Below are 26,737 nucleotides of genomic sequence, written 5' to 3' on the forward strand. Positions count from 1 at the left end.
ATACCAGGTGTACCCAGGTTGCAGGTGGTGCGACGATGGACGTTATGGGGGACAAGGCAACTCTGTTGGAGAGTGGGCGGTTTGCGCAGCCGGCCGAACGGGAGGATCCCGGGTCGGCCGCTGAGGAGATGCGGCACCGGATCGCGGCTGAGGCCGGAGACGTGGACGCGATGAGCGTTCTCGGCAGCCTGCTGCTGCGCCGCGGTGATCTCGACGGTGCCGAATCCTTGCTGCGGGCCGCGACCGCGGCCGGTGACCGTGCCGCGGCCAACAACCTCGGCGTCCTTCTGCACCAGCGTGGATATGTCGACGAAGCGGCAGGGTGGTGGCGCATCGCCGCCGTCGCCGGTTCCGCCGCCGCGGCGCACGCGCTCGGCAGGCACCACCGCGAGCGCGGCGACGAGCCCGCCGCCGAGTACTGGCTCCGGCAGTCCGCCGAGCAGGGCCACACGCTGGGGGCGTACGCCCTCGCCGACCTCCTGGAGCACCGCGGTGACGTGGGCGCCGAGCGCTGGATGCGCACGGCGGCCGAGCGCGGCCATCGCGAGGCGGCGTACCGCCTGGCGCGGGTCCTCGACAAGCGCGCGGAGCGGGAGGCGCCCGGGGAGTCCGGAGTCCGGACCGGGACCGGTCTGCGCCCCGCGCTGTCTGCGCTGTCCGGCCAGCCGGGTCAGCCCGTGCGCCCCGGCGCGGGCGCGCGGACCGACGGTGCGAAGCCCGGTCTCGTACACCCCGACATGGGGGCGCGCATCGGCACCATGCGCCCTGCTGGTGGCGCGCGCTCCGGTGACGCGCGCTCTGACAACGGACGCAAGGACGGTGTCCGCGCGGGCGGCGCCGAGGCCCGGCGCGGCGACCGCGGCCTCTCGCTCACCGACGAGGCCGAGCAGTGGTACCGCCAGGCGGCCGCGCGCGGACACCGCAGGGCCGCCCTGCACCTGGGCGCGATCCTGGAGCGGCGCGGCGACCTCAAGGAGGCCGGGCGCTGGTACCTGACGTCCGCCAAGGACGGCGAGGCGCGCGCCGCCTGCGCGCTCGGCTTCCTGCTGCGTGACGCGGGCGACGAGGAGAACGCCGCCGTGTGGTGGCTCAGGGCCGCCCAGGACGGCGACGGGAACGCCGCCAACGCCCTGGGCGCGCTGCACGCCGAGCGCGGCGAGACCCAGACCGCCGAGCGCTGGTACCGCGCGGCCATGGACGCGGGCGACAACAACGGCGCGTACAACCTCGGCCTGCTCTGCGCCGAGCAGAAGCGCACCGCGCAGGCCGACCAGTGGTACCGCCGCGCCGCCTACGCAGGGCACCGCGAGGCCGCCAACGCGCTCGCCGTGCTGCTGCTCCAGGGCGGCGACGCGGCCGGCGCGGAGCCGTGGTTCTCCAAGGCCGCGGAGGCGGGCAGCGTGGACGCGGCGTTCAACCTCGGGATTCTGTACGCGAGTCGGGGTGACGACGTGGCGGCCCTCAAGTGGTACGAGCGGGCCGCCGCGGCCGGGCACACCGAGGCCGCCCTCCAGGTCGGCACGGCGCGGCTGCGCGACGGCGACGAGCGGGACGCCGAGCGACACCTGCGGTGCGCGGCGGGCGGCGGCAGCGCGGAGGCGGCCTACCGGCTCGGCACCGTGCTCGACGCGCGGCGGCCGCCCGCGGGGCCGCCCGCGCTCGGGGAGCCCGCCGCGCAGAAGACCGAGTGCGAGGAGTGGTACGAGCGCGCGGCCGAGCAGGGGCACCGGCGGGCCCAGGTGCGGGTCGGGATGCTCGCCGCGGGCCGGGGCGACGTGGTCGAGGCCGCGCGCTGGTACCGGCTCGCCGCGGAGGCCGGGAGCCGGAACGGGGCGTTCAACCTCGGGCTGCTGCTCGCCAGGGAGGGCAGTGAGCCGGAGGCCGCGCTGTGGTGGACCCGGGCCGCCGACGCGGGGCACGGACGGGCGGCGCTGCGGCTCGCCCTGCTGTACGCGCGGCGGGGGCAGCTCACCGAGGGGCAGCGGTGGGCCTCGCGGGCCGTGGAGCTCGGGCCCGCGGAGGTCGCCGAGCGGGCCGCGCGGTTGCGCGAGGCGCTGCGGCAGGAGCTGACCGCGTAGCTTCAGAAAGCGATTTGCGCTGGTCGTGGGCCTGGCGTACTGTTGGGTTCACCGACGCGGGGTGGAGCAGCTCGGTAGCTCGCTGGGCTCATAACCCAGAGGTCGCAGGTTCAAATCCTGTCCCCGCTACTGAAACCGAAGGCCCGGAATCGTTCATCGATTCCGGGCCTTCGGCATGTGCGGCCCCACCCGTGCGCGAAGAACGGCGAAGGCCCGGCACCCCACGGTGCCGGGCCTTCGTACGAGAAGTAGCGGGTCCTACGCGGCCGCCACGCAGTTCGGGCACACGCCCCGATACGTGACCTCCACGTCCGAGATCGTGAAGCCGAAGCGCTCCGAGTCGGGGAGCGCCGACAGCGGGTTCCCCGTCGGGTGCACATCGCGGATGGCGCCGCAGCGGGCGCACACCAGGTGCTGGTGGGGGCGGTGCGCGTTCGGGTCGTACCGCTTGGCTCTGCGGTCCGTCGAGACCTCGAGGACCTCGCCGAGCGAGACCAGCTCGCCCAGGGTGTTGTAGACGGTCGCCCGGGAGATCTCCGGCAGCTTGTCGACGGCGCGGGCGTGGACCTCGTCCGCCGTCAGATGCACGTGCTCTCCGTCGAGGACCTCGGCCACGACACGCCGCTGCGCGGTCATCCGCCAGCCGCGTCCGCGCAGTCGTTCCAACAGGTCACTCATGCAGCCAGCCTAACAGGCAAGGGGACCAGGTCCCGAACGGGTGTGACTTTGGAAGCTTACTTGACTTAGACATTGTCTATCGTAGGATCGAGTTCGGCATAAGCCAAGGGACAGGACTTGCACCAAATGACGCAGGAGGCGCACGTGACGCAGGGACCCCTCACGACCGAGGCAGGCGCACCGGTCGCGGACAACCAGAACAGCGAGACCGCGGGCGTCGGCGGACCGGTCCTGGTGCAGGACCAGCTGCTGCTGGAGAAGCTGGCGCACTTCAACCGCGAGCGCATCCCGGAGCGCGTCGTGCACGCCCGGGGCGCGGGCGCCTACGGCACGTTCACGGTGACCGCGGACGTCACGAAGTACACGCGCGCCGCGTTCCTCTCCGAGGTCGGCAAGGAGACGGAGACCTTCCTCCGCTTCTCCACGGTGGCCGGCAACCTGGGCGCGGCCGACGCGGTGCGCGACCCGCGCGGCTTCTCGCTGAAGTTCTACACCGAGGAGGGGAACTACGACCTCGTCGGCAACAACACCCCGATCTTCTTCATCAGGGACGCCATCAAGTTCCCTGACTTCATCCACACCCAGAAGCGCGACCCGTACACGGGCTCGCAGGAGGCCGACAACGTCTGGGACTTCTGGGGCCTGAGCCCGGAGTCCACGCACCAGGTGACCTGGCTGTTCGGCGACCGCGGCATCCCGGCGTCGTACCGGCACATGGACGGCTTCGGCTCGCACACGTTCCAGTGGAGCAACGAGGCGGGCGAGGTCTTCTGGGTCAAGTACCACTTCAAGACGGACCAGGGGATCAAGAACCTGACCGCCGCGGACGCCGAGGTCCTCGCGGGCAAGGACCCCGACTCCCACCAGCGCGACCTGCGCGAGTCCATCGAGCGCGGCGAGTTCCCGTCCTGGACCGTGCAGGTGCAGATCATGCCGGCGGCCGACGCGGCGAAGTACCGCTTCAACCCCTTCGACCTCACCAAGGTCTGGCCGCACGCGGACTACCCGCCGATCGAGATCGGCAAGCTGGAGCTCAACCGCAACCCGGAGAACGTCTTCGCGGAGGTCGAGCAGGCCATCTTCAGCCCCGCCCACTTCGTGCCGGGCATCGGCCCGTCGCCGGACAAGATGCTCCAGGGCCGCCTGTTCGCGTACGGCGATGCCCATCGGTACCGCGTCGGCATCAACGCCGACCACCTCCCGGTGAACCGCCCGCACGCCACCGAGGCGCGCACGAACAGCCGGGACGGCTTCCTGTACGACGGCCGCCACAAGGGCGCGAAGAACTACGAGCCGAACAGCTTCGGCGGTCCCTTCCAGACGGACCGCGCGCTGTGGGCGGCCACGCCCGTCAGCGGGGGCACCGGCAACCACGAGACCCCGAGCCACGCCGAGGACGACGACTTCGTGCAGGCGGGCAACCTCTACCGACTGATGTCGGAGGACGAGAAGGCGCGCCTGATCGAGAACCTCGCGGGCAACATCGCGGGTGTCTCCCGCGACGACATCGCGGAGCGCGCCATCGACAACTTCCGCCAGGCGGACGGTGACTTCGGCAAGCGCCTGGAGGCCGCGGTCCAGGCCCTCCGCGGCTGACCAGCAGCGTTCCTGCCGTAGGCGACGGGCCGGATCCCCCAGGGAGTCCGGCCCGTCGGGCGTGCTCAGGCCCGTGCTCAGGCCTGTGTTCAGGCCGGCGTCGCCGCCCGCCGCCGTATCGGCGCCCAGCAGCGGATGATGTCGCGGACGGAGACGATGCCCACCGGCTCGTCGCCGTCGAGCACGATGAGGTGCCGGAACCCGCCGTGCGACATCGCGTCGGCGGCGTCCTCCAGGGTCCAGGTCGGCGCGGCGAAGACGACGTCCGTCGTCGTGTGCGTGCCCGCGGTCTCGACGTTCGGGTCCTGGCCGAGGCCGAGGGAGATCAGGACGTCGCGCTCGGTCAGGATGCCGAGGCCGTAGGTGTCGGGGTCGAGGACGACGGCCGCGCCGACGCGGCGGGCCGACATCAGCCGGGCGGCCTGCCGAAGGGTGTGGGCGGGGCCGATGGTGAGGACCATCGTGCTCATGGCGTCGCGGACGAGCATGGGCTGGAGCCACCTCCTTGGTGAACCCGTGGTCCGCGCGATGCCGAAGGATTGCCTCCGCTTCAGGGCGGAGGCAGGCCTCCCCGTCATCGACTTGGAGAACGGGTTCACAAGTTCACAAGTGGGGGAACTCTCAGAGTCGCAGGCGCGCGGGGCGGCAACAAGAGGGCGTACGGGGTCAGTTCACCGGACGTCACGAGCGCCGGAGCGCAGGCGTTCGCCGTACGCCGGCGGCGGTGGCCCGGGTCAGTAGCGCTGGTTGAGGTAGCCGAGCAGCTCGTCGTGGAGCAGGCCGTTCGACGCCGCCGCGTTGCCGCTGTGCGGTCCCGGGGTGCCGTCGAGGCCGGTGAAGCGGCCGCCCGCCTCGGTCACCACGATCGCGTTCGCCGCCATGTCCCAGAGCGACAGCTCCGGCTCGGCGCACAGGTCGACGGAGCCCTCGGCGACCATCATGTACGGCCAGAAGTCCCCGTAGCCACGGGTGCGCCAGCAGGCCCGGGTGAGGTCGAGGAAGCCGTCGAGGCGCCCCTGGTCCTCCCAGCCGCTCAGCGAGGAGTACGCGAGCGAGGCGTCCTGGAGCCGCGAGACCTGGGAGACCCGCAGCCGCGTCGCGGACGTCAGGCTGCGGCCCGTGTACGCGCCGCCGCCCTTCGCCGCCCACCAGCGGCGGCCGAGCGCGGGCGCGGAGACGACGCCGACGACCGGCTGATAACCGCCCTCCCGTCTCCCACCACCACCCTCAAACGAGCCGCTTTGCGGCGCAGGATCAATCGGGCCCGCCTCCATGAGGGAGATGAGCGTGGCCCAGACGGGTACGCCGCGTACGTAGTTCTTGGTGCCGTCGATCGGGTCGATGACCCAGCGGCGGGGGCCCGTGCCCTCGATGCCGTACTCCTCGCCGAGGATCGCGTCCCGCGGCCGGGCCCGCTGGAGCTGGCCGCGGATCAGCTCCTCGGCGGCCTTGTCGGCCTCGCTGACCGGCGTCATGTCCGGCTTGGTCTCGACCTTGAGGTCGAGGGCCTTGAACCGGTCCATGGTCGCGGCGTCGGCGGCGTCCGCGAGGACGTGGGCGAGGCGCAGATCATCGTGGTAGTCGGGCATGGGTGAACAGTATCGATCTCGTTTCGCACGGGCCACAGCGCGTATCGGGCGGTGCCCGCAGGAACCCTTGACAGTGCCCGCGGGCGCGTCAACTCTGGCGAACAGGACCGCAAGGGCCGTCCAGGCCCGGGGCAGCGGGAGGCGACGATGCCTGCAGCGCGGGAGTCACTGCTGGACGCGGCCTACACCGCGCTGGCCCGCAGGCCGTGGGCCGGGGTGCGGATGGTCGACGTGGCAGCCGTCGCCGGGGTGTCCCGGCAGACCCTCTACAACGAGTTCGGCAGCAAGGACGGCCTCGCCAGGGCGCTGCTCCGGCGCGAGACCGACGCGTACTTGCGGGGCGTCGAGCGGGCGCTGGCGCAGGCCCGCGACCCCGTGGACAGGCTTGCCGCGGTGAGCGCGTGGACGATCGGGGCGGCGCGCGACAACGTCCTGGTACGGGCCGTGCTCACCGGCTTCTGGGGCGAGCGGCTGCCGATGCCGAGCCGGGCGGCCGTGTCCAGCTCCCCGGTCCCGGCCCAGCGCCGCGCCGACGCGGGCGTGCCCACACCCGCCGAACTCCTCGCCCAGGTCAGGGACCGCGCGATGGCCGCACTCACCGAGCGCGGCCGCCCCTCGGAGACGGAGGAGCTGGCACGGGCGTGCGAGAGCGCGGTGCGGGTGGCGCTGTCGTACGTGGTGGCGCCCGCGGGGCGGGAGGAGGACCCGGCGCGGCTTGTGCGGAGGGTGATCGCGGGGGCGGCGGGCCGCTAGGGCGTGTCCGATGGGTCGGCGTCAGTGCGCCGAGCCCGACAGCTGGAGGCCGATGACGCCGACGATCACCAGCGAGATGGAGACGATCTTCAGCGTGGAGACCAGGTCGCCGAGGAAGATCATGCCGTAGATCGCCGTGCCCGCGGCCCCGATGCCGGTCCAGACCGCGTACGCGGGCCCCACGTCCAGCTTCTTCAGGGCCAGCGTGAGCAGCCCGAAGCTGCCGAGCGCGAAGGCCGCGAATGCGATGGTGGGCCAGAGACGGGTGAAGCCGTGGGACAGCTTCAGGCAGACCGCGAAGCCCGTTTCGAGGATCCCGGCGACGATGACCAGCAGCCACGCCATGGTTGTGCCTCCCGCGTCCGTACGTTCCGTGACCGCTTCACCAAAGCTTGATTCAATCTTGGTGCGATTATGCACTTACCGGAGCGACGGGGGCGTAAACAACGCGGAGTTCAGGGCCGATCAGCCGTCTCCGTGTCAGCGGCCTTCGTGCCAGCCGCCTTCGTGTCAGTCGCCCTCGTGCCGCTCGCGCGTCGCGAGCAGCCGCCGCAGCGAGTAGAGGCGCGCCGGATCCGCGTGCCCCTCGGCCACCCACGCGTCGAGCGCGCAGTCCGGCTCGTCGTGGCCGCACGCGCGCGGGCAGTTCTCCGTGCCGGGCTCCAGGTCGGGGAAGGCGTGGATGACGCGTGAGGGGTCGACGTGGTGCAGGCCGAAGGAGCGCACGCCCGGGGTGTCGACGACCCAGCCCTCGTCGTCGGGCAGGGGCAGCGCCAGGGCGGAGGTGGTGGTGTGCCGGCCGCGTCCCGTCACCGCGTTCACATGGCCGGTGCTGCGCCGCCGCTCGGGCGGGACCAGGGCGTTCACGAGGGTCGTCTTGCCGACGCCGGAGTGGCCGACGAACGCCGTGATCTTTCCGGCGAGTTCGGCGCGGACGCGGTCGGCGGCGTCGCCGTTCTCCAGCTCCTCGCGGTTGGTGACGACGTAGGGGATGTCCAAGTCGCCGTACAGCTCGAGGAGTTTGTCCGGGGGCGCGAGGTCGGACTTGGTGAGCACGAGCAGCGGGGTGAGGCCGCCGTCGTAGGCCGCGACGAGGCAGCGGTCGATCATGCGGGGGCGCGGCTCGGGGTCGGCGAGGGCGGTGACGATGGCGAGCTGGTCGGCGTTGGCGACGACCACGCGCTCGTAGGGATCGTCGTCGTCGGCGGTGCGGCGCAGGACGGAGGAGCGCCCCTCGATGCGGACGATGCGCGCGAGGGTGTCCTTCTTGCCGGAGAGATCGCCGACGATGCCGACGCGGTCGCCGACGACGGCGGCCTTGCGGCCCAGCTCGCGGGCCTTCATCGCGACGATGACGCGGTCGTCGACGAGGCAGGTGAGACGGCCGCGGTCGACGGTCAGGACCATGCCCTCGGCGGCGTCCTCGTGCTTGGGGCGGATATGGGTGCGCGGGCGGTTGCCCTTGCGGTTGGGGCGGACGCGGATGTCGTCCTCGTCCGGGTTCTTGCCGTAGCGGCGCATGGTCGTGATCGCCCGTCAGTTCCCGAGCATCCCGGCCCACAGCTCGGGGAAGTCGGGCAGCGTCTTGGCGGTGGTCGCGACGTTCTCGATCTGTACCCCGGGCACGGCGAGGCCGATGATGGCGCCGGCGGTGGCCATGCGGTGGTCGTCGTACGTGTGGAAGACGCCGCCGTGCAGCGGGCGCGGGCGGATGTGCAGGCCGTCGGCGGTCTCGGTGACGTCGCCGCCCAGCTCGTTGATCTCCTTGGTGAGCGCGGCCAGGCGGTCCGTCTCGTGCAGGCGCAGGTGGGCGACGCCGCGCAGGGTGGAGGGGGAGTCGGCGAGGGCGGCGACGGCGGCGATGCCGGGGGTCAGCTCGCCGACCTCGCTGAGGTCGACGTCGATGCCGTGCACGGAGCCGGTGCCGGTGAAGGTCAGGCCCTGCTCGGTCAGCTCGCAGGAACCGCCCATCTCGGTGAAGATCCGGCGCAGCGCGTCGCCGGGCTGGGTGGTGCGGGCGGGCCAGTCGGGCACGGTGACGCGGCCGCCGGTGACCAGGGCCGCGGCCAGGAACGGCTGGGCGTTGGACAGGTCGGGCTCGACGGTCAGGTCGCGGCCGAGCAGGGCGCCGGGGGTGACCCGCCAGACGTTCGGCTCGCCGCCCGCCTCGGGGGTGTCGACCTGGGCGCCGCACGCGCGCAGCATGTCGACGGTCATCCGGATGTGCGGCATGGAGGGCAGGGCGCTGCCGACGTGGCGCACCTCCACGCCCTGGTTGAAGCGCGGGCCCGAGAGCAGCAGGGCGCTCACGAACTGCGACGAGGAGGAGGCGTCGATCTCCACCTGGCCGCCGTCCAGGGCGCCGCCGCCGTGCACCGTCAGGGGCAGGGCGCCGGGGTTCCCGTCGGCGCCGTCGTCGATGCGGGCGCCGAGGGCGCGCAGCGCGTCGATCACGCCGTGCAGGGGGCGCTCGTACGAACGGGGGTCGCCGTCGAAGCGGATCGGGCCGTCGGCGAGGGCGGCGACCGGCGGCAGGAAGCGCATGACCGTGCCCGCGTTGCCGACGTCGACCGTGGCCGGGCCGCGCAGGCCCGAGGGGATCACGCGCCAGGCCTCACCGGAGCCGTCGGGACCTACGCCTTCCTCGATGCCCACGCCCATCGCGCGCAGCGCGGCCGCCATCAGGAGGGTGTCGCGGGAGCGCAGCGGGCGGCGCAGCCAGCCCGGCTCGGCGGCGAGCGCGGCCAGGACGAGGCCACGGTTGGTGACCGACTTCGAGCCCGGCACGTGGACCGTCGCGGCGACGGCTCCGCTCGCGTGCGGGGCGGGCCAGAGGGCGGTGTGTGTCGGGTTCACGGTCATGCCCACACTTTAGTGTCTCGCGCCGACCGCAGATCTTGATCAAAAGTGGCGAAACCCAGGCGAACCAGGGAACGGGCGGGGAGTACCGGGCCACCACGGGGTGACCGGGGGACGTCGGCCCGATGTCACACCGTGAGCATCCAGCGCGCTCCCCCTATGAGCGAGCACAGCGACACCGCGTGGAACAGGAACAGCCACATCCCGGCCGGGACGTGCGTGAGCCGCGACAACTGGTCCGCGTCGGAGTCCCCGGCCCCGCCGTGCCGACGCTTGGCCTGCAGCTCGAAGGCGGGACGTACGCCGCCAAGGAGCAGGAACCACACCACGGTGTACGCGAAGGCCGCCTGGACGTCCGTGTCCGCGAGCCAGGAGACGCCGAGGAACACCCCGCCCGAGATGATCACGGTCAGCGCGCCGTAGGCGTTGCGGATCATCACCAGCATGGCGACGAGCAGGGCCGTGGCGACCCACAGCAGCGCCGTGATGCGGCCCTCGCCGAGCAGCGCGGCGCCCGCGAGGCCGAGCAGCGGCGGCGCGGTGTAGCCCGCGGCGGCGGTGAGGATCATGCCGAGGCCGGTGGGCTTGCCGCGGCTGACGGTCAGGCCGCTGGTGTCGGAGTGCAGCCGGATGCCGTCGAGGCGGCGCCCGGTGAGCAGAGCGACCAGGCCGTGGCCGCCCTCGTGGGCGATGGTGACGGCGTTGCGGGAGACCCGCCAGACGGCGTGCGGCAGGACGGCGGCGAGGGCGACGGCCGCGGTGACGAGCACGAGCCACTGCTCGGGGGCGGCCTGGGTGCCGGTGAGGCGGTCCCAGAGGTCGCTCAGGCTGGCGGAAGCGGAGGTGTGCATTGCTTCGTTGGCTCCCTGTCGTAGGCCGCAGCATGGCAGTCTGGCACGTATGTGCGGACGGTATGCATCGAGTCGTGGACCAGAGGATCTCGCAGGAATCTTCGAGATCGAGAAGTGGGAGCCGGGAGAGGCTCTTGAGCCCGACTACAACGTCGCTCCCACCAAAGAGGTCTACGCCGTCCTCGACCGTCCTCTTAAGGACGCCGAGGACCGCCGTCCGGTTCGTCAGCTGCGCAAGCTGAAGTGGGGACTCGTACCGTCCTGGGCGAAGACGCCCGAGGGCGGCGCGCGGATGATCAACGCGCGCGCCGAGACGGTGCACGAGAAGCCGTCGTACCGCCGGGCCTTCACCACCCGCCGGTGCGTGCTGCCCGCGGACGGCTATTACGAGTGGGTGACCGGCGAGGCCGAGCGGGAGCTGGAGGTCGAGGGCAAGAAGAAGCGGCCCCGCAAGCAGCCGTACTTCGTGACCCCGGCCGACGGGTCGGTGTTCGCGATGGCCGGGCTCTATGAGTTCTGGCGGGACAGGACGCTCCCCGACGAGCATCCGCTCGCCTGGTGGGTGACGTGCTCGGTGATCACCACGGAGGCGGAGACCGCCCCGCTGGCCGTCGGCCCCAAGGAGGGCCCGCAGGCCCTCGCGGACATCCACCCGCGCATGCCGCTGATGCTGACCCCCGACCGCTGGGACGCCTGGCTCGACCCCGCCCGCACGGACGTGGACGACCTGCGCTCCCTCCTGGAGCCGCCGCCGCACGGGCTGATGCGGGCGTACCCCGTGTCCACGGCCGTGAGCAGTGTGAGGAACAACGGACCGGAGCTGCTGACGGAGCTGGAGGGTCCGGAAGAGGGCACACTCTTCTGACGTGACCAAGAGCGAGTCGGCCGGTACGGCCAAGAGCGAGACCGTCGAGACCGACGCCGGAACGGCCAGGATCACCTGGCACCCGGCGCAGAAGGCGCGGCTCGTCCTCGCCGTCAGCCACGGCGCGGGCGGCGGCATCGAGGCGCGCGACCTCCGGGCCCTCGCCGCCGGGCTGCCCGCGCACGGCGTGACCGTCGCCCTGGTGGAGCAGCCGTGGCGCGTCGCGGGCAAGAAGGTGGCGCCCGCCCCCAAGACCCTCGACGTCGGCTGGCGCGGCCTGTGGCCCGCGCTCACGAAGCCCGGCCTCCCGGTGATCGCGGGCGGTCGCAGCGCCGGGGCCCGGGTCGCCTGCCGCACCGCGGGCGAACTGGGCGCGGCGGCCGTGCTGGCGCTCAGCTTCCCGCTGCACCCGCCCGGCAAGCCGGAGAAGTCCCGCGCGGACGAGCTCCTGGGCGCCGGAGTGCCGACCCTCGTCGTCCAGGGCGGCAACGATCCCTTCGGCAAACCGGCGGAGTTCCCCGCCGGCGGCGCCTACGAACTCGTCGAGATCCCCTTCGGCGATCACTCCTTCGCCGTGCCCAAAAAGGCCGACATCGGACAGGACGAGGCAGTGAAACGCATCACGGACGCCGTCGCGCGGTGGGCGGGAATGTTGGGTGCGTGACGGCTGTTGTCGCCAGCAGACCCCGACAGCCGTTCGTACGAGAGGGAGCCCACCGCATGGGACCGACCATCTGCCCGGACCGCTCCACCACCTCTGACCTGGAGTGGACGGTGCTGAGCGCGCCCAAGGCCGCTCCTATTCGGGCGGCGCGCGGAGGGGGTCGTCGTCTATCCTCCGATTCGAGTGGGGCCGCTTTCGGACCCGCCACGTCGTTGGAGGAGGTGGGTCCGGTCACTGGGACCGACGCAGGGACCGAGAACGGCCACGCCGAGCAGTCCGGGCAGCCCGAGGAGACGGCCGCGCAGCGCACGGCCCGCTTCGAGCGGGACGCCCTGACGTTCCTCGACCAGATGTACTCCGCGGCGCTGCGCATGACGCGCAACCCTGCGGACGCGGAGGACCTGGTGCAGGAGACCTACGCGAAGGCGTACGCGTCGTTCCACCAGTTCCGCGAGGGCACCAACCTCAAGGCGTGGCTGTACCGGATCCTCACGAACACGTTCATCAACTCGTACCGCAAGAAGCAGCGCGAGCCCCAGCGCAGCGCCGCCGAGGAGATCGAGGACTGGCAGCTCGCGCGTGCCGAGTCGCACATGTCCACCGGTCTGCGCTCCGCCGAGTCGCAGGCGCTCGACCACCTGCCGGACTCGGACGTGAAGAACGCGCTGCAGGCGATTCCGGAGGAATTCCGCATCGCCGTCTATCTCGCGGACGTAGAGGGCTTTGCGTACAAGGAGATCGCCGACATCATGGGTACACCCATCGGTACGGTGATGTCCCGTCTTCACCGCGGCCGCCGCCAACTCCGCGGCATGCTGGAGGACTACGCGCGTGACCGCGGGCTGGTCCCGGCCGGTGCCGGGGAGTCGAACGAAGCGAAAGGCTCGGGCTCATGAGCTGCGAAGAGCCGCACGAGACTGACTGCAGTGAGGTCCTGGACCATCTCTATGAGTTCCTGGACCACGAGATGCCGGACAGTGACTGCACCAAGTTCGAGACGCACTTCGAGGAGTGCTCTCCGTGCCTGGAGAAGTACGGCCTCGAGCAGGCGGTCAAGAAGCTGGTGAAGCGCTGCTGCGGCCAGGACGACGTGCCCGCCGACCTGCGGGCCAAGGTCATGGGCCGGATCGACCTGATCCGCTCGGGCCAGGCGGTGCCCGACCAGGACCTGACGGCCACGCCGGTGGACGGCACGGCCTGACCCGACCCCTCGGGTCGTGATCCGGGGGGTCTTGATCCGGGCGGCGTAATTCGGCCGTCGGACGTTCGTTTCTCTTCTTTCTCACGCGCTTTCTCACTCGAAGGTGCTAATTCGCGGCTGCGAGCCGTGGCATGCCCGAACCCCGTTCTAGTCTCCGGATCTCCGGACCTGGATCGGGGGAGGAGGCGGCCATGCGCTCGGTTCCGGCACGGGCCCGCGGATACGTCCTGTGCGTCGCCCTCGGCGGCGCCGCCTGCGTCGCGCCCGCGCTCGGCCCGCACACCCGGTGGACCGTCGTCGCGCTGCTCGCCGCCCTGTACGCCGGGGGCGAGCGCGCCGTGCGGCACGGCGTCGCCGCCCGCACGTTCTTCCCCGTCCTGCTCGCCGGGGTCTTCCTGCTGCCGCCCGCGGCCGCCGCCCTCGTCGCCGTCCCGGGAGCCCTCTGCGCCCGCGTCGAGCGGCGCCCGCGGTGGCTGCGCCGGGCCTGGCGCGCGGCGCAGCTCGCCCTGGCCGCCTGGGCCGCCGGACAGGCGTACGCCGCGCTCGAAGGCCCCTGGGCCGCGTCGGCGCCCCACTTCCCGTACGTCCTGCTGCCCGCCGCGGCCGCCGTGCTCGCCTTCGCCGGGGTCCTCGCCGCGCTCGACGGCGGGATCCTCGTGACGGCGGAGCGGGTGCCCGCGCGGAACGCCTGGCAGGGCACGCTGCCCCGCTCGCTCGCGCCCGTCGCCGTGCACGGCCTCGCCGGACTGATGATGGCCGTCCTGTGGCAGAGCCCCTACGGCCCGCCCGCGGCCCTCCTCGTCCTGCTTCCGATGGGCGTCTCGTGCTGGGTGTTCGCCCAGTACCACCGCGAACGCGCCGCCCACCGGGCCACCATCCGCGCCCTCGTGCAGGCCGTCGACATCAAGGACCGCTACACCCGCGGCCACAGCGAGCGCGTCGGCCGCGCCGCCGTCCTGATCGCCCGCGAACTCGGCATGCCCGACGAGCGCGTGGAGGTCCTCCGCTTCGCCGGGATCCTGCACGACGTCGGCAAACTCGGCGTCCCCACCCGGCTGTTGCGCAAGGAGGGACCCCTGACACCGCAGGAGCGCCGGGTGATCGAGCTGCACCCCGAGTACGGGCACGAGATGGTCCGCGGCATCGGCTTCCTCGGCGACGCGCGGGCGGCGATCCTGCACCACCACGAACGCATCGACGGCAGCGGCTACCCCTACGGCCTGACCGGCGCCCAGATCCCCGAGTCCGCCCGCGTGGTGGCCGTCGCCGACGCCTTCGACGCCATGACCTCGTCCCGCTCCTACCGCCGCGCACGCCCCGTCCCCGCCGCCCTCGCCGAACTGCGGCGCTGCGCCGGGGCCCAGTTCGACGCGGCGATGGTCGGCGCGCTGGTGCGGGCCCTTGACCGGCACGGGTGGGACTCGGAGGTGACGGCGGGGAGCGCCCCGCAGGACGACGTCCCGCCGGACGGCACCGCGCCCGCCCCCGAGGCCCGCCCCGGCGCCGCCCCGCACCTCCCCGAAGCGTTCCGCCCCCTGAGCCGGTGACCGCTCGCCGTGGGCCGCGGCTGCCCGCCGCCGTGCCGGGTGCGGTGCGCGGGGCCGCCGGGCTCGTCGCCGCCGGGGCGCTGGGGGCGACCCTCTGGAACGGGGCCGAGGAGCCCGGGGTCGCGCTGGCCTTCGGGGTGCTCATAGCCGTCGGGGAGCTGGCGCGGTGGGGGAGCGGCGCGGAGCGGGAGCCCGCGCCGCTCGGGTCCGCGGGCGCGCTCGCGTACGCCCTGCTCGGCGAGTGCGGCGGGCGGCCGACGCACCACGGGGTCCTCCAGGTCGTCGCCGTCGTCGTCGCGGCGGGACTGGTCGCGGCCGTGCCGCACGTGGCGCTCGGCCGCGGCCCGTCCCCCGACCACATCGCCCGCCGGGTCCTCGCCGTGGCCTTCGCCGCGCTGTGCTTCCAACCCCTGTACAACTCCGGGCGGTTGGAGGCCGTCGCCGGACACGGGCCGGGGTACGCCGCCGTCATCGTGACCCTCCTCGCGCTCACCGCCCTGTGCGACGCCGTGCTCGCCGCCGCCATGGCGCACGCCGGGTCGGGGTGGCCGTTCGGGCCGCTGCTGCGGGACGAGCTGCGGGGCATGGCCGGGATCGGGTCCGCCGTGTGCGCGACGGGGGCCGTGATGGCGCTCGCGGTCGCCGTGGCCGGGCTGTGGGCGCTGCCCGTCTTCAGCCTGCCGCTGCTCCTGACCCAGCTGGCCTTCCGCCGGTACGCGGCCGTCCGGACCACCTACCGGCAGACCATCGCCTCCCTCGCCCGCGCCACCGAGATCGCCGGGTACACCCCGCCCGGCCACGCCCGCCGCGTCGCCGACCTCAGCCGCGCCACCGGCCGCGAGCTGGGCCTCTCCTGGGCCGACCTGGGCGTCCTCGAGCACGCCGCCCTGATGCACGACATCGGCCAGCTCTCCCTCGTCGACCCCGTCCCGGCGGGCGCCACCGCGGCCCTGCCGGAGGCCGAGCAGCGCCGGATCGCCCTGCTCGGCGGCGCCGTCGTACGCCAGACAGGTGTCGCCGCCGACGTCGCCGTGGTGGTGGAGCGCCAGGCCGATCCGTACCGCGACCAGCCGCTCACCGCGCGCATCGTGCGCGTCGCGAACGCATACGACGAGATGGCTCGGGAACACGGGCCGCAGGGGCCGCTCAGCGCACTGGAGCGGCTGCGCCTCGGCACCGGCAGGGAGTACCAGCCGGAGGTCGTGGAGGCCCTGGCACGGGTGCTCGCGCGGGGCCGCGGGCGGCCGGGCGAGCGGCGGCAGGTACCCGGGCCGCCAAAGGAGCCCCAGGAGGGTCCCGGCGGGCTTCGTGGGGGGCCCGCGGGGGAGTGCGGGTGACGGCGCGGTGGTGTGCGCCACGGGCCGTCTGACCCCGTGCCCAGCTGGGTAACCCATGGGTAATGAGCGGCCGTCCGACGGTCCGTGGTTGGATGCGAAGGAAGCGCGGAAGCGCGACAGCACGGCAGCGGGGAAACCCCGACAAGAGCTGGCAGGCGGGAATCGTGAGGATCTTCGGCAAGGGACGGCACCGGCCCTCCGCCTCCTGGCGGCAGGCCACCGACCGGGCGTTCACGCTCATCGGCGACGGCCGCTACGAGGACGCGGGCGCGCTCCTGACACGCGCCGCCGATCTCGAACCCTGGCTGTCGGAGTCCTGGTTCAACCTCGCGCTCCTGCACAAGTTCCGGCACGACTGGGAGCAGGCGCGGGCCGCTGGCCTCAGGGCCGTGGCGCTGCTCGACCGCTCGGCCGGGGCCCCCGACTGGTGGAACGTGGGCATCGCGGCGACCGCGCTCCAGGACTGGCCGCTCGCGCGCCGCGCCTGGCAGGCGTACGGCCTGAAGGTCCCCGGCGGTGTCGCCGCCACGGGTGAACCGATGGGCATGGAGCTGGGCAGCGCGGCCGTGCGGCTCTCGCCGGAGGGCGAGGCGGAGGTCGTGTGGGGGCGCAGGCTGGACCCGGCGCGGATAGAGGTGCTCTCCATCCCGCTGCCGTCCTCCGGGCGCCGCTGGGGCGAGGTCGTCCTGCACGACGGGGTGCCGCACGGCGAGCGGACCACGGCCGCCGGGCACGCGTACCCCGTCTTCGACGAGATCGAGCTGTGGGCGCCCTCGCCGGTGCCCACCTGGGTGGTGCTCCTGGAGGCCGCCACCGAGGAGGACAGGGACGCCCTGGAGCGGCTCGCCGCCGACGCCGGGTTCGCCGCCGAGGACTGGTCGTCGTCCGTGCGGCTGCTGTGCCGGATGTGCTCGGAGTCGCGGATGCCGAGCGACGAGGGGGACGGGGAGCACCTGGACCCCCACGACCACAGCGAGCCCGGGCACCCGGGTCCGCTCGGGCACCGCAGCCCGGGGGCGCTGTGGGTGCCGGAGCGCGAGTGCGGCCTGGCCGCGCCGGCCGGCCTGGTGCGGGGACTCCTGGACGGCTGGGTGGCCGACAGCCCGGACTCACGGGACTGGCGGGACCTGGAAGAGGTCTGCTAGCCCCTGGGCAGAGCCTGTCCGGCAGCCCTGGGCAGAGCCCGTCCGGCGCGTGCGGACGCCGTACCCTGTACGGGCACCACAGGCAGCGGTTCCCAGGAAGTCCCAGGAAGAAGGCATACGGCGGACATGGCGCAGGACACTGAGCAGAGTTTCACGGGTGGAGTGCTCCCGGTCGACGACGAGGGCTTCGTCATCGACACCGAGGACGCCGAGGAGCGCGAGACGGACTACCGCGAGCGCGGCACGTCCCGGCCGATCACGGTCGTCGGCAACCCGGTCCTGCACAAGGAGTGCAAGGACGTCACCGCCTTCGACGACGAGCTCGCGAAGCTCGTCGACGACATGTTCGCCAGCCAGCGCACCGCGCAGGGCGTGGGCCTGGCCGCCAACCAGATCGGCGTGGACCTGAAGGTCTTCGTCTACGACTGCATGGACGACGAGGGCGTCCGGCACGTGGGCGTGGTGTGCAACCCCGTGCTCCAGGAGCTGCCCGCCGACCAGCGCAGCCTGGACGACTCGGGCGAGGGCTGCCTGTCCGTGCCGACGGCCTACGCACCGCTGGCCCGCCCGGACTACGCCGTCGTGACCGGTCAGGACGAGCAGGGCAACGCCATCAAGGTGCGCGGCACCGGCTACTTCGCACGCTGCCTGCAGCACGAGACGGACCACCTGTACGGGTATCTCTACATCGACCGTCTCTCCAAGCGGGAGCGCAAGGACGCGCTGCGGCAGATGGAAGAGGGCACACCGCGCTACCCCGTGGTGCCGAATGACTGAACTGCGCAGCGGTTGAGGCGCACGAGCAGTACGTGACAGCAGCGGCCCCTGGTCGGGAACACCCCACTGACCAGGGGCCGTTGGCGTACCCGTGCAGAACCGGACAGGACTAGCCCACGATCGGACGCCGGTGATCCAGATTCGGTCACGTAAGGGGATGTTCTCGGCACACCGGGGTAGTGAATGGCGCAAATCTGTTCCCTGAACGGTCAGTTGTGGTGCTGAATGGAAAGCGCGGGGATACGCAACGGCGCGCGCCCGGCACGGCGGGAGGGGCGTGTGTCCTCAGGCGGTCGAGAGGGGTTTGTTCGTGCCTGCTTCCTCACACAGCACTTCGCAGTCGGACCGGACGGCACGGGTACCGACAAGGCTTCCGGCATATGCGGCGGAACGCGTACCGCGGCAACGCCGCAAGCCGACCGGGGCGATGCGTCCAGCCGTTCGAACGCGGGCGGTATCCGTACCGCCCCCACTGGCCCTTCCGGTGGTGGAGTCGGAGTTTCCTCGTCATCTGCATCCGTATTGGCCAGAGCTTCAGGAGAACTCACGGGCATGGCTCCTGGAAAAGCGGCTCATGCCCCCCGACAAGGTTGCGGCATATGCCGACAGCCTTTGCTACACCGACCTGGTCGCCGGGTACTACATCGGCGCCCCTGACGAACTGCTCGCCGCCATCGCGGACTTGAGCTCCTGGTTCTTCGGCTGGGACGACCGGCACGACCGCGACGCGGTGCACGGCAGGACGGCGCAGTGGCGGCGGCTGTGCCAGGGGCTGCACGCGACCCTGGAGCACCCGCGGCAGCAACTGACCCATCCGGACCCACTGGTCGCGGGCTTCGCGGACTGTGTCCTGAGGCTCTACTCGCACCTCGGGCCACGCTGGAACGCGCGGTTCGCCCGGCACTTCCATCCGGTGATCGACGCCTACGACCACGAGTTCGGCAACCGGCGCACCGGGACCGTCCCGGCCGTCGAGGCGTACGTGGAACTGCGCCGCCTCACCTTCGCGCACTGGGTGTGGATCGATCTGCTCGAACCCACCGCGCGCTGCGAATTGCCGGACGCCGTCCGCAAACACCCGGCATATCGCGCGGCGGCGCTCGCGACCCAGGATTTCTCCGCCTGGTACAACGACCTCTGCTCGCTCCCCAAGGAATTGGCGGGCGACGAGGTGCACAACCTCGGGATATCCCTCATGCAGCACGAGGGACTCTCGCTCCAGGAGACGGTCGCGGAAGTCCACCGACGCGTGAGCGACTGCGTCAGTGATTTCCTGGCGGTGGAGCCGGAACTCATTCTGCTGGCCGACGAAATGGCGGCGGACGGCGCCTACGGAAGGCGTATCGGCGCCGCGCTCCAATCGTGTGTCTTCAACATGCGGAACTGGTTCAGTTCCGTGTACTGGTTCCATCACGAATCCGGCAGGTATCGCGTGGAGAGTTGGGACGACAGGTCCCTTCCCCCGTATGTGTCCGACGCCGGAGTTCCCGAATTCCCGAGCACCGACCTGGCAGAAACCGATCCCTCTGGTGGTGAAGAATGACCGTCGAATCCACGGCCTCCGCGATACCCGCGACCACGACCACCGCACAGCTGCGCACCCCACCGGTGGTGCAGGGCGGAGCACCGGTTCTCGGCCACGCCTGGAACCTGGTGCGCGACCCGCTCGGCTTCCTCGCCGCCCTGCGTGACCATGGGGATCTCGTCCGGATCAGGCTGGGGCCGAAGACCGCGTACGCGGTGAACGATCCCGAACTGGTCGGGCGGATGCTCAAGAGCCCGGAGTACATCGTCGGCGGGCCCCTCTGGGACACCCTGGAGGTCCTGCTCGGCAAGGGCGTGGCCACCAGCAACGGCCAGGTGCACCGCCGCCAGCGGCGCATGATGCAGCCCGCGTTCCGGCCCGAGCGCATCGCCGACTACGCGCGCGTGATGGCCGAGGAGGCACAGGCGACGGCGGCCCGCTGGGACCACGGCAGCACGGTGGACGTGAGCGCGGAGATGTTCCGCACCGCCGTGCGCATCGTGTCCCGCTCGCTCCTGGAGGTCGACTCGATCGGCGAGAAGGCGGAACGCATCAGCGACTCGCTGCACACCGTCTTCGAAGGTCTCTACCGCCGCATGGTGCTCTCCGTCGGCCCGCTCTACCGGGTGCCGACCCCCGCCAACCGGCGCTTCGAGCGCGCGCTCGCGGATCTGCACGCGCTCGTCGACGAGATCATCGCCGAACGCCGCGCCCTCGGCACCGGCCAGGAACAGGACCTTCTGGCCGAATTGCTCCGCGCGCACGACGAAACCGGAGAGCCGCTCGCCGATCAGGAGATCCACGACCATGTGGTCTCCCTCGTCGTCGCGGGCGCGGAGAATGTCGCGTCCACGCTGGCGTGGACGTTCCATCTGCTCACCGAACACCCCGAGCAGGAAAGGCGGTTGGTTGAAGAAGTAAATTCCGTGGCGTCGGGACGCCCGGTGGCCTTCGCCGATCTCAAGGAGCTGCCGCACACCCGCAATGTCGTCACGGAGGCGATGCGTATACGTCCGGCCGCGTGGATTTTCACGCGCCGCTCGGTGGCCGAGACCGACCTCGGCGGCTATCGCATTCCGGCCGACGCGGACATCGTCTACAGCGTGTACGCGATGCAGCGCGATCCGCGTTCGTTCGAGCGGCATCTGGAGTTCGACCCGGACCGCTGGAATCCGGAACGCGCCGCGAGCGTCCCGGAGTTCGCGATGATGCCGTTCAGCGTCGGCAACCGTAAGTGCCCCGGGGATCACTTCAGCCTGGCGGAGCTGACCCTCATCCTGGCCACCGTCCTGCCGAAGTGGCGCCTCAGCCCGGTCGAGTCGACCGACACGGCCACCAAGGTCGGCATCACGCTGCACCCGAAGAAGCTGGTCCTGCGCGCCGAACGGCGCTGACCCGGGGCCCGTGGCCGGCTCGCCCCCGCTCTCAGGCGGCCGAGTCGGCCCCGGGCCCGCGGAACGTCCGACGGTAGGCGTTGGGTGTGGTGCCGAGCGCGCGGACGAACTGATGGCGCAGCGCGGCCGCGTTCCCGAATCCGGCGCGGCCCGCGATCGCGTCCACCGTCTCGTCCGTCGCCTCCAGCAACTCCTGGGCGTGAAGGAGGCGTTGGCGCAGCAGCCAGCGGTAGGGCGTCGTGCCCGTCTCCTGCTGGAAGCGGCGCGCGAACGTGCGCGGCGACATATGGGCGCGGGCGGCGAGCTGGTCGACGGTCAGCTCCCGGTCGAGATGGCGCTCCATCCACGCGAGCACCTCGCCGACGGTGTCGCAGCGGGTGCGGGGCAGCGGCCGCTCGATGTACTGGGCCTGGCCGCCGTCGCGGTGCGGCGGGACGATCATCCGGCGCGCGATGGCGTTGGCGACCTCCGTGCCGTTCTCCTTGCGGACCAGGTGCAGACAGGCGTCGATGCCCGCGGCGGTGCCCGCGGAGGTGATGACGGGGTCCGCGTCCACATAGAGCACGTCCGGTTCGACGATCGCGCGCGGATGGCGCCGCTTCAGCTCATCGGCGTGCCGCCAGTGCACGGCGCACCGCCGCCCGTCGAGCAGCCCGGCGGCGGCGAGCACGAAGACGCCCGTGCACACGCTGAGCACCCGGGTGCCGCGGTCGGCGGCGCGGCGCAGGGCGTCGAGCAGGTCGGGCGGGAACTCCCGGGTGACGTAGGAGTCGCCGGCCGGGACGGTGATGAGGTCGGCCTCCTCCAGGCGGTCGAGGCCGTGCGCGGCGGTGATCGAGTACCCGGCGTGGGTGGAGAGCACGGGGCCCTCGGCGGAGGCGACCGCGAAGTCGTACACGGGAAGCCCCTCGTCGCTGCGGTCGAGGCCGAACACCTCGCACACGACGCCGAGCTCGAAGGGGTGCACGCCGTCGAGCACGACGGCGGCCACGTTGGTCAGCATCCTGCCAGTGTGCCGCAGGGCTGGCAGGAAATCGAGGTCGTACGACAGTCCTGCCACTGACGGCGAAGGACGGCCGGCGCGAGAGTGGATGTCATGAACGCACACGACGCACTCAACACGCTGGCCGTCCTCGGAGTCTTCCTGCTCATGGCGCTGCCCTCGCTCATCGGCCACGCGCACGACCGGCGGATCGACCGCCAGCTGCGCGAGGCCGAGCGAGGGCAGCAGCTCTCAAGCCGGAGCCCGGCTCAGGACCCGGTCCGGGTCCCGGCTCAGGACCTCGCTCAGAACTCGTCGTCGAAGGAGACCGAGCCCTCCACGGCGACCTGGTACGCCGAGGGGCGCCGCTCGAAGAAGTTGGTCAGCTCCTGAACGCCCTGCAGCTCCATGAACGAGAACGGGTTCTCGGAGCCGTAGACCGGCGCGAAGCCGAGGCGCTGGAGGCGCTGGTCGGCGACGCACTGCAGGTACTCGCGCATCGACTCGGTGTTCATGCCGGGCAGGCCGTCACCGCACAGGTCGCGCGCGAACTGCAGCTCGGCGTCGACCGCCTCCTTCAGCATGTCCGTGACCTGCTGCTGCAGCCGGTCGTCGAACAGCTCCGGCTCCTCCTTGCGGACGGTGTCCACGACCTCGAAGGCGAAGCTCATGTGCATCGTCTCGTCGCGGAACACCCAGTTGGTGCCGGTCGCGAGGCCGTGCAGCAGACCCCGGCTGCGCAGCCAGTAGACGTACGCGAAGGCACCGTAGAAGAACAGGCCCTCGATGCACGCCGCGAAGCAGATCAGGTTCAGCACGAACCTGCGCCGGTCGGCCTGGGACTCCAGGCGGTCCAGCTTCTCCACCGAGTCCATCCACTTGAAGCAGAACTCGGCCTTCTCCCGGATGGACGGGATGTTCTCCACGGCCGCGAAGGCGGCGGCGCGGTCGTCCGGGTCCGGCAGGTAGGTGTCGAGCAGCGTCAGATAGAACTGGACGTGCACGGCCTCCTCGAACAGCTGCCGGCTCAGGTAGAGCCGCGCCTCGGGGGAGTTGATGTGCTTGTACAGCGTGAGCACGAGGTTGTTCGCCACGATCGAGTCGCCGGTCGCGAAGAACGCGACCAGACGGCCGATCAGGTGCTGCTCCTCGGGCGTGAGCTTGGCCAGGTCGGCCACGTCCGAGTGGAGGTCGACCTCCTCGACGGTCCAGGTGTTCTTGATCGCGTCGCGGTAGCGCTCGTAGAAGTCCGGGTAGCGCATGGGGCGGAGCGTCAGCTCGAAGCCGGGGTCGAGCAGGTTCTTCTCACCAGATGTCGTGGTGGTGTGCAGGTCGGACTGGGACATTACTGGCAGGCCTCGCAGGACTCGGGGTTTTCCAGGGAGCAGGCGATCGCCTCGGGGTCGGTCACCTGCTGGGGGACGGGGGCAGCGGCGGCGGCCTGGCCGGACGCCGCGCGGGCGATGCGCGTCGCCGGGCGCGAGCGCAGGTAGTACGTGGTCTTCAGGCCGCGCTGCCAGGCGTAGGCGTACATCGAGGAGAGCTTGCCGATGGTCGGCGTCTCCAGGAACAGGTTCAGGGACTGCGCCTGGTCCAGGAACGGCGTGCGGTCGGCGGCCATGTCGATGAGGCCGCGCTGCGGGATCTCCCAGGCCGTGCGGTACAGGTCGCGGACGTCCTGGGGGACCCAGGTGAAGCCCTGCACCGAGCCGTTGGACTCGCGCAGCGCCTCGCGGGTCTGCGCGTCCCACACGCCGAGCCGCTTCAGCTCCTGCACCAGGTAGGAGTTGACCTGGAGGAACTCGCCGGACAGGGTCTCGCGCTTGAAGAGGTTGGAGACCTGCGGCTCGATGCACTCGTACACGCCCGCGATGGACGCGATGGTGGCGGTCGGCGCGATGGCGAGGAGCAGCGAGTTGCGCATGCCCGTCCTGCCGATACGTTCCCGCAGGGCCGCCCAGCGGTCGGGCCAGGTCAGCTCGACGTCGTAGTGGTCGGGGTGCAGGACGCCGCGCGCGGTGCGGGTCTTCTCCCAGGCGGGGAAGGGGCCGATGGGGGTCCCCCCTGCACCGGAGCCTGTCGAAGGTGCTTGGGGGCGCTCGGCGAGGTCGGCGGACGCCTCGTACGAAGCGAGCATGATGCGCTCGGCGATGCGGGTGGAAAGGGCGCGCGCCTCGGGCGAGTCGAACGGCAGCTTCAGCTGGAAGAAGACGTCCTGGAGGCCCATCGCGCCGAGGCCCACGGGCCGCCACTTGGCGTTGGAGCGCCCGGCCTGCTCGGTCGGGTAGAAGTTGATGTCCACGACGCGGTCGAGGAAGGTGACGGCCGTGCGCACGGTGGCGTCGAGCCGCTCCCAGTCGATGTCGCCGCTCGCCGTGTCGACGAACGCGCCCAGGTTCACCGAACCCAGGTTGCACACGGCCGTCTCGCCGTCGTCCGTGACCTCCAGGATCTCCGTGCAGAGGTTGGAGGAGTGGACGGTGTGGCCGGGCTCGGCGGTCTGGTTGGCCGTGCGGTTGGCGGTGTCCTTGAAGGTCATCCAGCCGTTGCCGGTCTGCGCGAGGGTGCGCATCATCCGGCCGTACAGCTCACGGGCGGGGATGGTCTTCTGCGCGAGACCGGCCGCCTCCGCCTTCTTGTACGCGGCGTCGAACTGCTCGCCCCACAGGTCGACGAGCTCGGGCACGTCGGCCGGGGAGAACAGCGACCACGGCTGGTCGGCGGCGACGCGGCGCATGAACTCGTCGGGGATCCAGTGCGCCAGGTTCAGGTTGTGGGTGCGCCGGGCGTCCTCGCCGGTGTTGTCCCGCAGCTCCAGGAACTCCTCGATGTCGGAGTGCCAGGTCTCCAGATAGACCGCGGCGGCGCCCTTGCGGCGGCCGCCCTGGTTCACGGCGGCGACGGAGGCGTCGAGCGTCTTCAGGAACGGCACGATGCCGTTGGAGTGCCCGTTGGTGCCGCGGATCAGGGAGCCGCGCGAGCGGATACGGGAGTACGAGAGCCCGATGCCGCCGGCGTGCTTGGAGAGCCGCGCGACCTGGTGGTAGCGGTCGTAGATCGAGTCCAGCTCGTCGAGCGGCGAGTCCAGGAGGTAGCAGGACGACATCTGCGGGTGCCGGGTGCCGGAGTTGAAGAGCGTCGGCGAGGACGGCAGGTAGTCCAGACGGCTCATCAGGCGGTAGAGCGCGGCGACCTCGTCCAGGGCCCGCTCGGAGGCGTCCTCGGCGAGACCGGCGGCCACGCGCAGCATGAAGTGCTGCGGGGTCTCGACGACCTTGCGGGTGATCGGGTGCCGGAGCAAGTAGCGGCTGTGCAGGGTGCGCAGGCCGAAGTAGCCGAAGCGGCGGTCGGCGCCGTCGGCGAGCGCGGCGTCCACGAGGCCGTCGAGGTGCTCCGCGTGCAGCGTGGCGAACTCGGCGGTGCGGTCCGCGATCAGGCCCTCGCGGTGGCCGACGGCGACGGACTTGGAGAACGACGTGACGCCCTGCGAGGCGGCTTCCTCGCGGATGCCGATGGTCAGGAGCCGGGCCGCGAGCTGCGAGTACGCGGGGTCCTCGGAGATGAGGCCGGCGGCCGCCTCGATCGCGAGCTCCCGCAGCTCCACCTCGTCGGCCTTCGCCGAACGGCCGCGCAGCGCGGCGGCGGCGACCCGGCCGGGGTCGGCGTCGGGGAGGTCGGCGGTGAGGTCGGTCAGGACGCGCAGCAGGGCGGTCCCCGGTCCGTCGGTGGTCTGCGCGGCCTGCTGGGCCTCGGCCTGCTCGGCGGCCTGCGCTGACGCGGGTTCGGCGGGCGCGATGGTCACGTGGTGCTCTCCCTCGCTCGGCTCTGGGCCTTCGAGGGGGCAGGACGGCACGGACGCGCCCGCGCAGGGGCGACTCCGCGTCCACCAACCCATTCCGCGAGGCCCGGACGTCTCTGGCACCGGGACCGGACGGTCCAGGTGCGCTGTCGGCAGGTCGTCGGACTCACCGGCGCATGTTGCGGGCGCGAGCGCACAAATGCGTACCAGTACACCGTTGCGGGACAGTTCCGGACTTGCACCGGATTCCCCTGCGGCGACAGCGAGGACGAGCATACATCTTGTGCTGGCTTTCGGTGCCACCCCTAGATGTTGTGTCGGAGGGTAGTGGCGCTGTCGCGCGACGGGGCGCCCTGAACCTCAACTCGGGGGCGGGGCGTGGCATTCCGAGGGGGCGTTCAGCCACCCGCGCCCGGCGGGTCCTGGGGCGCGCCGTCGCCGTCGCGGGGGATGTCGCCGCGCTCCACCGGCGTCGCGGGGGAGGTCTTCTTCGGCAGTACGGCGTCCAGCTCGGCCGCGTCCGCGCGGTGCGCCTCCTCGGCGGCGGCGCGCAGCGTGTCGCGGTCCACGAGGGCGGGGTCGGCGGAGAGCTGGATGCGCAGGCCGTGCTCGGAGCGGGCGTACGCGTGCCAGGAGCCGGACGCGTCGGTGCTGTCGGGCGCGCCGGGGCCCGGCGTGCGGTACCAGCCCTTGCCGTCCTTCTCGCAGCGCTTCGCGGGCGGGTGGAGGCCTCGGCAGGACGTGTCGTCGACGGTGCCCCGCTCCACGCCGACCTTGATCTGCGCGCCGCCCTTCCTCGCCACGTACACCGCCTGGAAGCCGTCGTCCCCGAGGACGCCCACGGACTGCTCCGCCAGCGTGAACCCGTCGGCCTCGGTCACGTACACGTGCGCCGTCCGGGTCTGGGCGGCGCGGGCGCGGTCCTCCAGGTCGGCCCGGGAGGGCGTCGATCCGGCGCCGGAGCCCGCGTCCTCGGAGGCCCTGTTCTCGGACCCGGCGGTCTCGGTGCCGCACCCGGTGAGGGCGAGGGGCGCGAGCAGCAGCAGGGCGGCGGGGAGCAGGAGGTGAGTGCGCGGCATGGGCCCATTCTTTCGTAC

The 26,737-nt window shown here is 72.0% G+C and carries 25 protein-coding genes, 1 tRNA gene and 1 riboswitch; of the genes, 15 read left to right on the plus strand and 11 right to left on the minus strand.

All coding sequences use genetic code 11. The features are described 5' to 3' along the window. Nucleotides 1-128: 128 nt before the first annotated feature. On the plus strand, nucleotides 129-2,078 hold the full coding sequence (locus tag AB6L24_RS31440) for a tetratricopeptide repeat protein (RefSeq protein ID WP_405660896.1): 1,950 nt from the start codon (nucleotides 129-131) through the stop codon (nucleotides 2,076-2,078). 55 nt (nucleotides 2,079-2,133) lie between these two features. After that, nucleotides 2,134-2,207 (plus strand) — tRNA-Met (locus AB6L24_RS31445). A 129-nt stretch (nucleotides 2,208-2,336) separates the two neighbouring features. Here the strand turns inward: AB6L24_RS31445 and AB6L24_RS31450 are convergent. Beyond that, nucleotides 2,337-2,756: a Fur family transcriptional regulator gene (locus AB6L24_RS31450; protein WP_380848145.1), complete on the minus strand. Its 420-nt coding sequence runs from the start codon at nucleotides 2,754-2,756 to the stop codon at nucleotides 2,337-2,339. Between the two features lie 144 nt (nucleotides 2,757-2,900). Here AB6L24_RS31450 and AB6L24_RS31455 point away from each other — a divergent pair, with 144 nt between their 5' ends. After that, a complete protein-coding gene (locus AB6L24_RS31455) occupies nucleotides 2,901-4,352 on the plus strand; it encodes a catalase (RefSeq protein ID WP_405660900.1) in 1,452 nt (483 codons plus the stop codon). Between the two features lie 89 nt (nucleotides 4,353-4,441). Here AB6L24_RS31455 and AB6L24_RS31460 read toward each other — a convergent pair whose 3' ends face one another. Together AB6L24_RS31460 and AB6L24_RS31465 are read right to left on the minus strand one after the other, a co-directional pair. Continuing rightward, complete coding sequence (locus tag AB6L24_RS31460) at nucleotides 4,442-4,840, minus strand: cyclic nucleotide-binding/CBS domain-containing protein (protein ID WP_405660902.1); 399 nt, start codon at nucleotides 4,838-4,840, stop codon at nucleotides 4,442-4,444. Nucleotides 4,841-5,086: 246 nt separating this feature from the next. After that, nucleotides 5,087-5,941 carry an inositol monophosphatase family protein gene (locus AB6L24_RS31465; RefSeq protein WP_405660904.1) on the minus strand — a complete coding sequence of 285 codons (855 nt, stop codon included), beginning with the start codon at nucleotides 5,939-5,941 and terminating at the stop codon, nucleotides 5,087-5,089. A 147-nt stretch (nucleotides 5,942-6,088) separates the two neighbouring features. Here AB6L24_RS31465 and AB6L24_RS31470 point away from each other — a divergent pair, with 147 nt between their 5' ends. Further along, nucleotides 6,089-6,694, plus strand: a complete 606-nt coding sequence (locus AB6L24_RS31470) for a TetR/AcrR family transcriptional regulator (RefSeq protein ID WP_405660906.1) — start codon at nucleotides 6,089-6,091, stop codon at nucleotides 6,692-6,694. A 21-nt stretch (nucleotides 6,695-6,715) separates the two neighbouring features. Here the strand turns inward: AB6L24_RS31470 and AB6L24_RS31475 are convergent, their stop codons facing one another. The 4 genes from AB6L24_RS31475 to AB6L24_RS31490 form a co-directional block, all read right to left on the minus strand. Next, nucleotides 6,716-7,039, minus strand: coding sequence for a multidrug efflux SMR transporter (locus AB6L24_RS31475; RefSeq protein WP_030359842.1), 324 nt, complete (start codon nucleotides 7,037-7,039; stop codon nucleotides 6,716-6,718). A 165-nt stretch (nucleotides 7,040-7,204) separates the two neighbouring features. Beyond that, nucleotides 7,205-8,215, minus strand: coding sequence for a ribosome small subunit-dependent GTPase A (rsgA, locus tag AB6L24_RS31480; RefSeq protein WP_405660909.1), 1,011 nt, complete (start codon nucleotides 8,213-8,215; stop codon nucleotides 7,205-7,207). 15 nt (nucleotides 8,216-8,230) lie between these two features. After that, a complete protein-coding gene (gene aroA, locus AB6L24_RS31485) occupies nucleotides 8,231-9,556 on the minus strand; it encodes a 3-phosphoshikimate 1-carboxyvinyltransferase (RefSeq protein WP_405660912.1) in 1,326 nt (441 codons plus the stop codon). Between the two features lie 125 nt (nucleotides 9,557-9,681). Continuing rightward, nucleotides 9,682-10,404 (minus strand): M50 family metallopeptidase, encoded by a 723-nt coding sequence (locus AB6L24_RS31490; protein ID WP_405660915.1) that lies wholly within the window; start codon nucleotides 10,402-10,404, stop codon nucleotides 9,682-9,684. 49 nt (nucleotides 10,405-10,453) lie between these two features. Here AB6L24_RS31490 and AB6L24_RS31495 point away from each other — a divergent pair, with 49 nt between their 5' ends. The 10 genes from AB6L24_RS31495 (at nucleotide 10,454) to AB6L24_RS31540 (ending at nucleotide 20,859) form a co-directional block, all read left to right on the plus strand. After that, a complete protein-coding gene (locus tag AB6L24_RS31495; protein ID WP_405660917.1) occupies nucleotides 10,454-11,269 on the plus strand; it encodes an SOS response-associated peptidase in 816 nt (271 codons plus the stop codon). A gap of 1 nt (nucleotide 11,270) precedes the next feature. Beyond that, entirely contained in the window at nucleotides 11,271-11,933 is a 663-nt protein-coding gene (locus tag AB6L24_RS31500) for an alpha/beta family hydrolase (RefSeq protein WP_405660919.1), read from the plus strand. A gap of 221 nt (nucleotides 11,934-12,154) precedes the next feature. Next, a complete protein-coding gene (locus AB6L24_RS31505) occupies nucleotides 12,155-12,829 on the plus strand; it encodes a sigma-70 family RNA polymerase sigma factor (RefSeq protein ID WP_030359848.1) in 675 nt (224 codons plus the stop codon). Further along, nucleotides 12,826-13,134, plus strand: a complete 309-nt coding sequence (gene rsrA / locus AB6L24_RS31510) for a mycothiol system anti-sigma-R factor (RefSeq protein ID WP_030359849.1) — start codon at nucleotides 12,826-12,828, stop codon at nucleotides 13,132-13,134. Before AB6L24_RS31505 ends, rsrA begins: the two co-directional genes overlap by 4 nt. Before the next feature lie 191 nt (nucleotides 13,135-13,325). Continuing rightward, a complete protein-coding gene (locus AB6L24_RS31515) occupies nucleotides 13,326-14,681 on the plus strand; it encodes an HD-GYP domain-containing protein (RefSeq protein ID WP_405660922.1) in 1,356 nt (451 codons plus the stop codon). Then, complete coding sequence (locus AB6L24_RS31520; protein ID WP_405660924.1) at nucleotides 14,678-16,018, plus strand: HD-GYP domain-containing protein; 1,341 nt, start codon at nucleotides 14,678-14,680, stop codon at nucleotides 16,016-16,018. The genes AB6L24_RS31515 and AB6L24_RS31520 overlap by 4 nt, the downstream gene beginning before the upstream one ends. A gap of 164 nt (nucleotides 16,019-16,182) precedes the next feature. Continuing rightward, the gene (locus AB6L24_RS31525; protein WP_030359852.1) at nucleotides 16,183-17,163 is read left to right on the plus strand and encodes a hypothetical protein; all 981 of its coding nucleotides are present in this window, start codon (nucleotides 16,183-16,185) and stop codon (nucleotides 17,161-17,163) included. A gap of 126 nt (nucleotides 17,164-17,289) precedes the next feature. Continuing rightward, nucleotides 17,290-17,940 (plus strand): peptide deformylase, encoded by a 651-nt coding sequence (gene def / locus AB6L24_RS31530; RefSeq protein WP_405660928.1) that lies wholly within the window; start codon nucleotides 17,290-17,292, stop codon nucleotides 17,938-17,940. Between the two features lie 427 nt (nucleotides 17,941-18,367). Beyond that, nucleotides 18,368-19,483 carry a multidrug MFS transporter gene (locus AB6L24_RS31535; RefSeq protein ID WP_405660930.1) on the plus strand — a complete coding sequence of 372 codons (1,116 nt, stop codon included), beginning with the start codon at nucleotides 18,368-18,370 and terminating at the stop codon, nucleotides 19,481-19,483. Continuing rightward, entirely contained in the window at nucleotides 19,480-20,859 is a 1,380-nt protein-coding gene (locus AB6L24_RS31540) for a cytochrome P450 (protein WP_405660932.1), read from the plus strand. The genes AB6L24_RS31535 and AB6L24_RS31540 overlap by 4 nt, the downstream gene beginning before the upstream one ends. A gap of 31 nt (nucleotides 20,860-20,890) precedes the next feature. On the opposite strand, the gene AB6L24_RS31545 is transcribed toward AB6L24_RS31540, so the two are convergent. Beyond that, nucleotides 20,891-21,862, minus strand: coding sequence for a GlxA family transcriptional regulator (locus AB6L24_RS31545; protein ID WP_405660934.1), 972 nt, complete (start codon nucleotides 21,860-21,862; stop codon nucleotides 20,891-20,893). 93 nt (nucleotides 21,863-21,955) lie between these two features. On the opposite strand from AB6L24_RS31545, the gene AB6L24_RS31550 reads away from it, so the two are divergent. Then, a complete protein-coding gene (locus tag AB6L24_RS31550; protein WP_405660936.1) occupies nucleotides 21,956-22,234 on the plus strand; it encodes a hypothetical protein in 279 nt (92 codons plus the stop codon). On the opposite strand, the gene AB6L24_RS31555 is transcribed toward AB6L24_RS31550, so the two are convergent. From AB6L24_RS31555 to AB6L24_RS31565, 3 genes are all read right to left on the minus strand, one after another. Then, complete coding sequence (locus AB6L24_RS31555; RefSeq protein WP_405660938.1) at nucleotides 22,147-23,187, minus strand: ribonucleotide-diphosphate reductase subunit beta; 1,041 nt, start codon at nucleotides 23,185-23,187, stop codon at nucleotides 22,147-22,149. The genes AB6L24_RS31550 and AB6L24_RS31555 overlap by 88 nt on opposite strands. Continuing rightward, nucleotides 23,187-25,643, minus strand: coding sequence for a ribonucleoside-diphosphate reductase subunit alpha (locus AB6L24_RS31560; RefSeq protein WP_405660941.1), 2,457 nt, complete (start codon nucleotides 25,641-25,643; stop codon nucleotides 23,187-23,189). Before AB6L24_RS31560 ends, AB6L24_RS31555 begins: the two co-directional genes overlap by 1 nt. Nucleotides 25,644-25,773: 130 nt before the next feature. Next, nucleotides 25,774-25,933: riboswitch (cobalamin riboswitch) on the minus strand. A 105-nt stretch (nucleotides 25,934-26,038) separates the two neighbouring features. After that, the gene (locus tag AB6L24_RS31565; RefSeq protein WP_405660944.1) at nucleotides 26,039-26,719 is read right to left on the minus strand and encodes a hypothetical protein; all 681 of its coding nucleotides are present in this window, start codon (nucleotides 26,717-26,719) and stop codon (nucleotides 26,039-26,041) included. Nucleotides 26,720-26,737 lie beyond the last annotated feature (18 nt).

It is taken from the genome of Streptomyces sp. RK9, from assembly GCF_045070545.1.
Taxonomy (GTDB): Bacteria; Actinomycetota; Actinomycetes; order Streptomycetales; family Streptomycetaceae; genus Streptomyces; species Streptomyces alboflavus.

Excerpts from the sequence above, each read along its gene's own strand:
- AB6L24_RS31460 (WP_405660902.1), bottom strand. The coding sequence starts at position 4,840 with ATGCTCGTCCGCGACGCCATGAGCACGATGGTCCTCACCATCGGCCCC.
- AB6L24_RS31545 (WP_405660934.1), bottom strand. The coding sequence starts at position 21,862 with ATGCTGACCAACGTGGCCGCCGTCGTGCTCGACGGCGTGCACCCCTTC.
- AB6L24_RS31475 (WP_030359842.1), bottom strand. The coding sequence starts at position 7,039 with ATGGCGTGGCTGCTGGTCATCGTCGCCGGGATCCTCGAAACGGGCTTC.
- AB6L24_RS31535 (WP_405660930.1), top strand. The coding sequence starts at position 18,368 with ATGCGTCCAGCCGTTCGAACGCGGGCGGTATCCGTACCGCCCCCACTG.
- rsgA (WP_405660909.1), bottom strand. The coding sequence starts at position 8,215 with ATGCGCCGCTACGGCAAGAACCCGGACGAGGACGACATCCGCGTCCGC.
- AB6L24_RS31470 (WP_405660906.1), top strand. The coding sequence starts at position 6,089 with ATGCCTGCAGCGCGGGAGTCACTGCTGGACGCGGCCTACACCGCGCTG.
- AB6L24_RS31550 (WP_405660936.1), top strand. The coding sequence starts at position 21,956 with ATGAACGCACACGACGCACTCAACACGCTGGCCGTCCTCGGAGTCTTC.
- AB6L24_RS31540 (WP_405660932.1), top strand. The coding sequence starts at position 19,480 with ATGACCGTCGAATCCACGGCCTCCGCGATACCCGCGACCACGACCACC.
- AB6L24_RS31495 (WP_405660917.1), top strand. The coding sequence starts at position 10,454 with ATGTGCGGACGGTATGCATCGAGTCGTGGACCAGAGGATCTCGCAGGA.
- def (WP_405660928.1), top strand. The coding sequence starts at position 17,290 with ATGGCGCAGGACACTGAGCAGAGTTTCACGGGTGGAGTGCTCCCGGTC.
- AB6L24_RS31440 (WP_405660896.1), top strand. The coding sequence starts at position 129 with ATGCGGCACCGGATCGCGGCTGAGGCCGGAGACGTGGACGCGATGAGC.
- AB6L24_RS31465 (WP_405660904.1), bottom strand. The coding sequence starts at position 5,941 with ATGCCCGACTACCACGATGATCTGCGCCTCGCCCACGTCCTCGCGGAC.
- AB6L24_RS31515 (WP_405660922.1), top strand. The coding sequence starts at position 13,326 with ATGCGCTCGGTTCCGGCACGGGCCCGCGGATACGTCCTGTGCGTCGCC.
- AB6L24_RS31450 (WP_380848145.1), bottom strand. The coding sequence starts at position 2,756 with ATGAGTGACCTGTTGGAACGACTGCGCGGACGCGGCTGGCGGATGACC.
- aroA (WP_405660912.1), bottom strand. The coding sequence starts at position 9,556 with ATGACCGTGAACCCGACACACACCGCCCTCTGGCCCGCCCCGCACGCG.
- rsrA (WP_030359849.1), top strand. The coding sequence starts at position 12,826 with ATGAGCTGCGAAGAGCCGCACGAGACTGACTGCAGTGAGGTCCTGGAC.
- AB6L24_RS31565 (WP_405660944.1), bottom strand. The coding sequence starts at position 26,719 with ATGCCGCGCACTCACCTCCTGCTCCCCGCCGCCCTGCTGCTGCTCGCG.
- AB6L24_RS31555 (WP_405660938.1), bottom strand. The coding sequence starts at position 23,187 with ATGTCCCAGTCCGACCTGCACACCACCACGACATCTGGTGAGAAGAAC.
- AB6L24_RS31490 (WP_405660915.1), bottom strand. The coding sequence starts at position 10,404 with ATGCACACCTCCGCTTCCGCCAGCCTGAGCGACCTCTGGGACCGCCTC.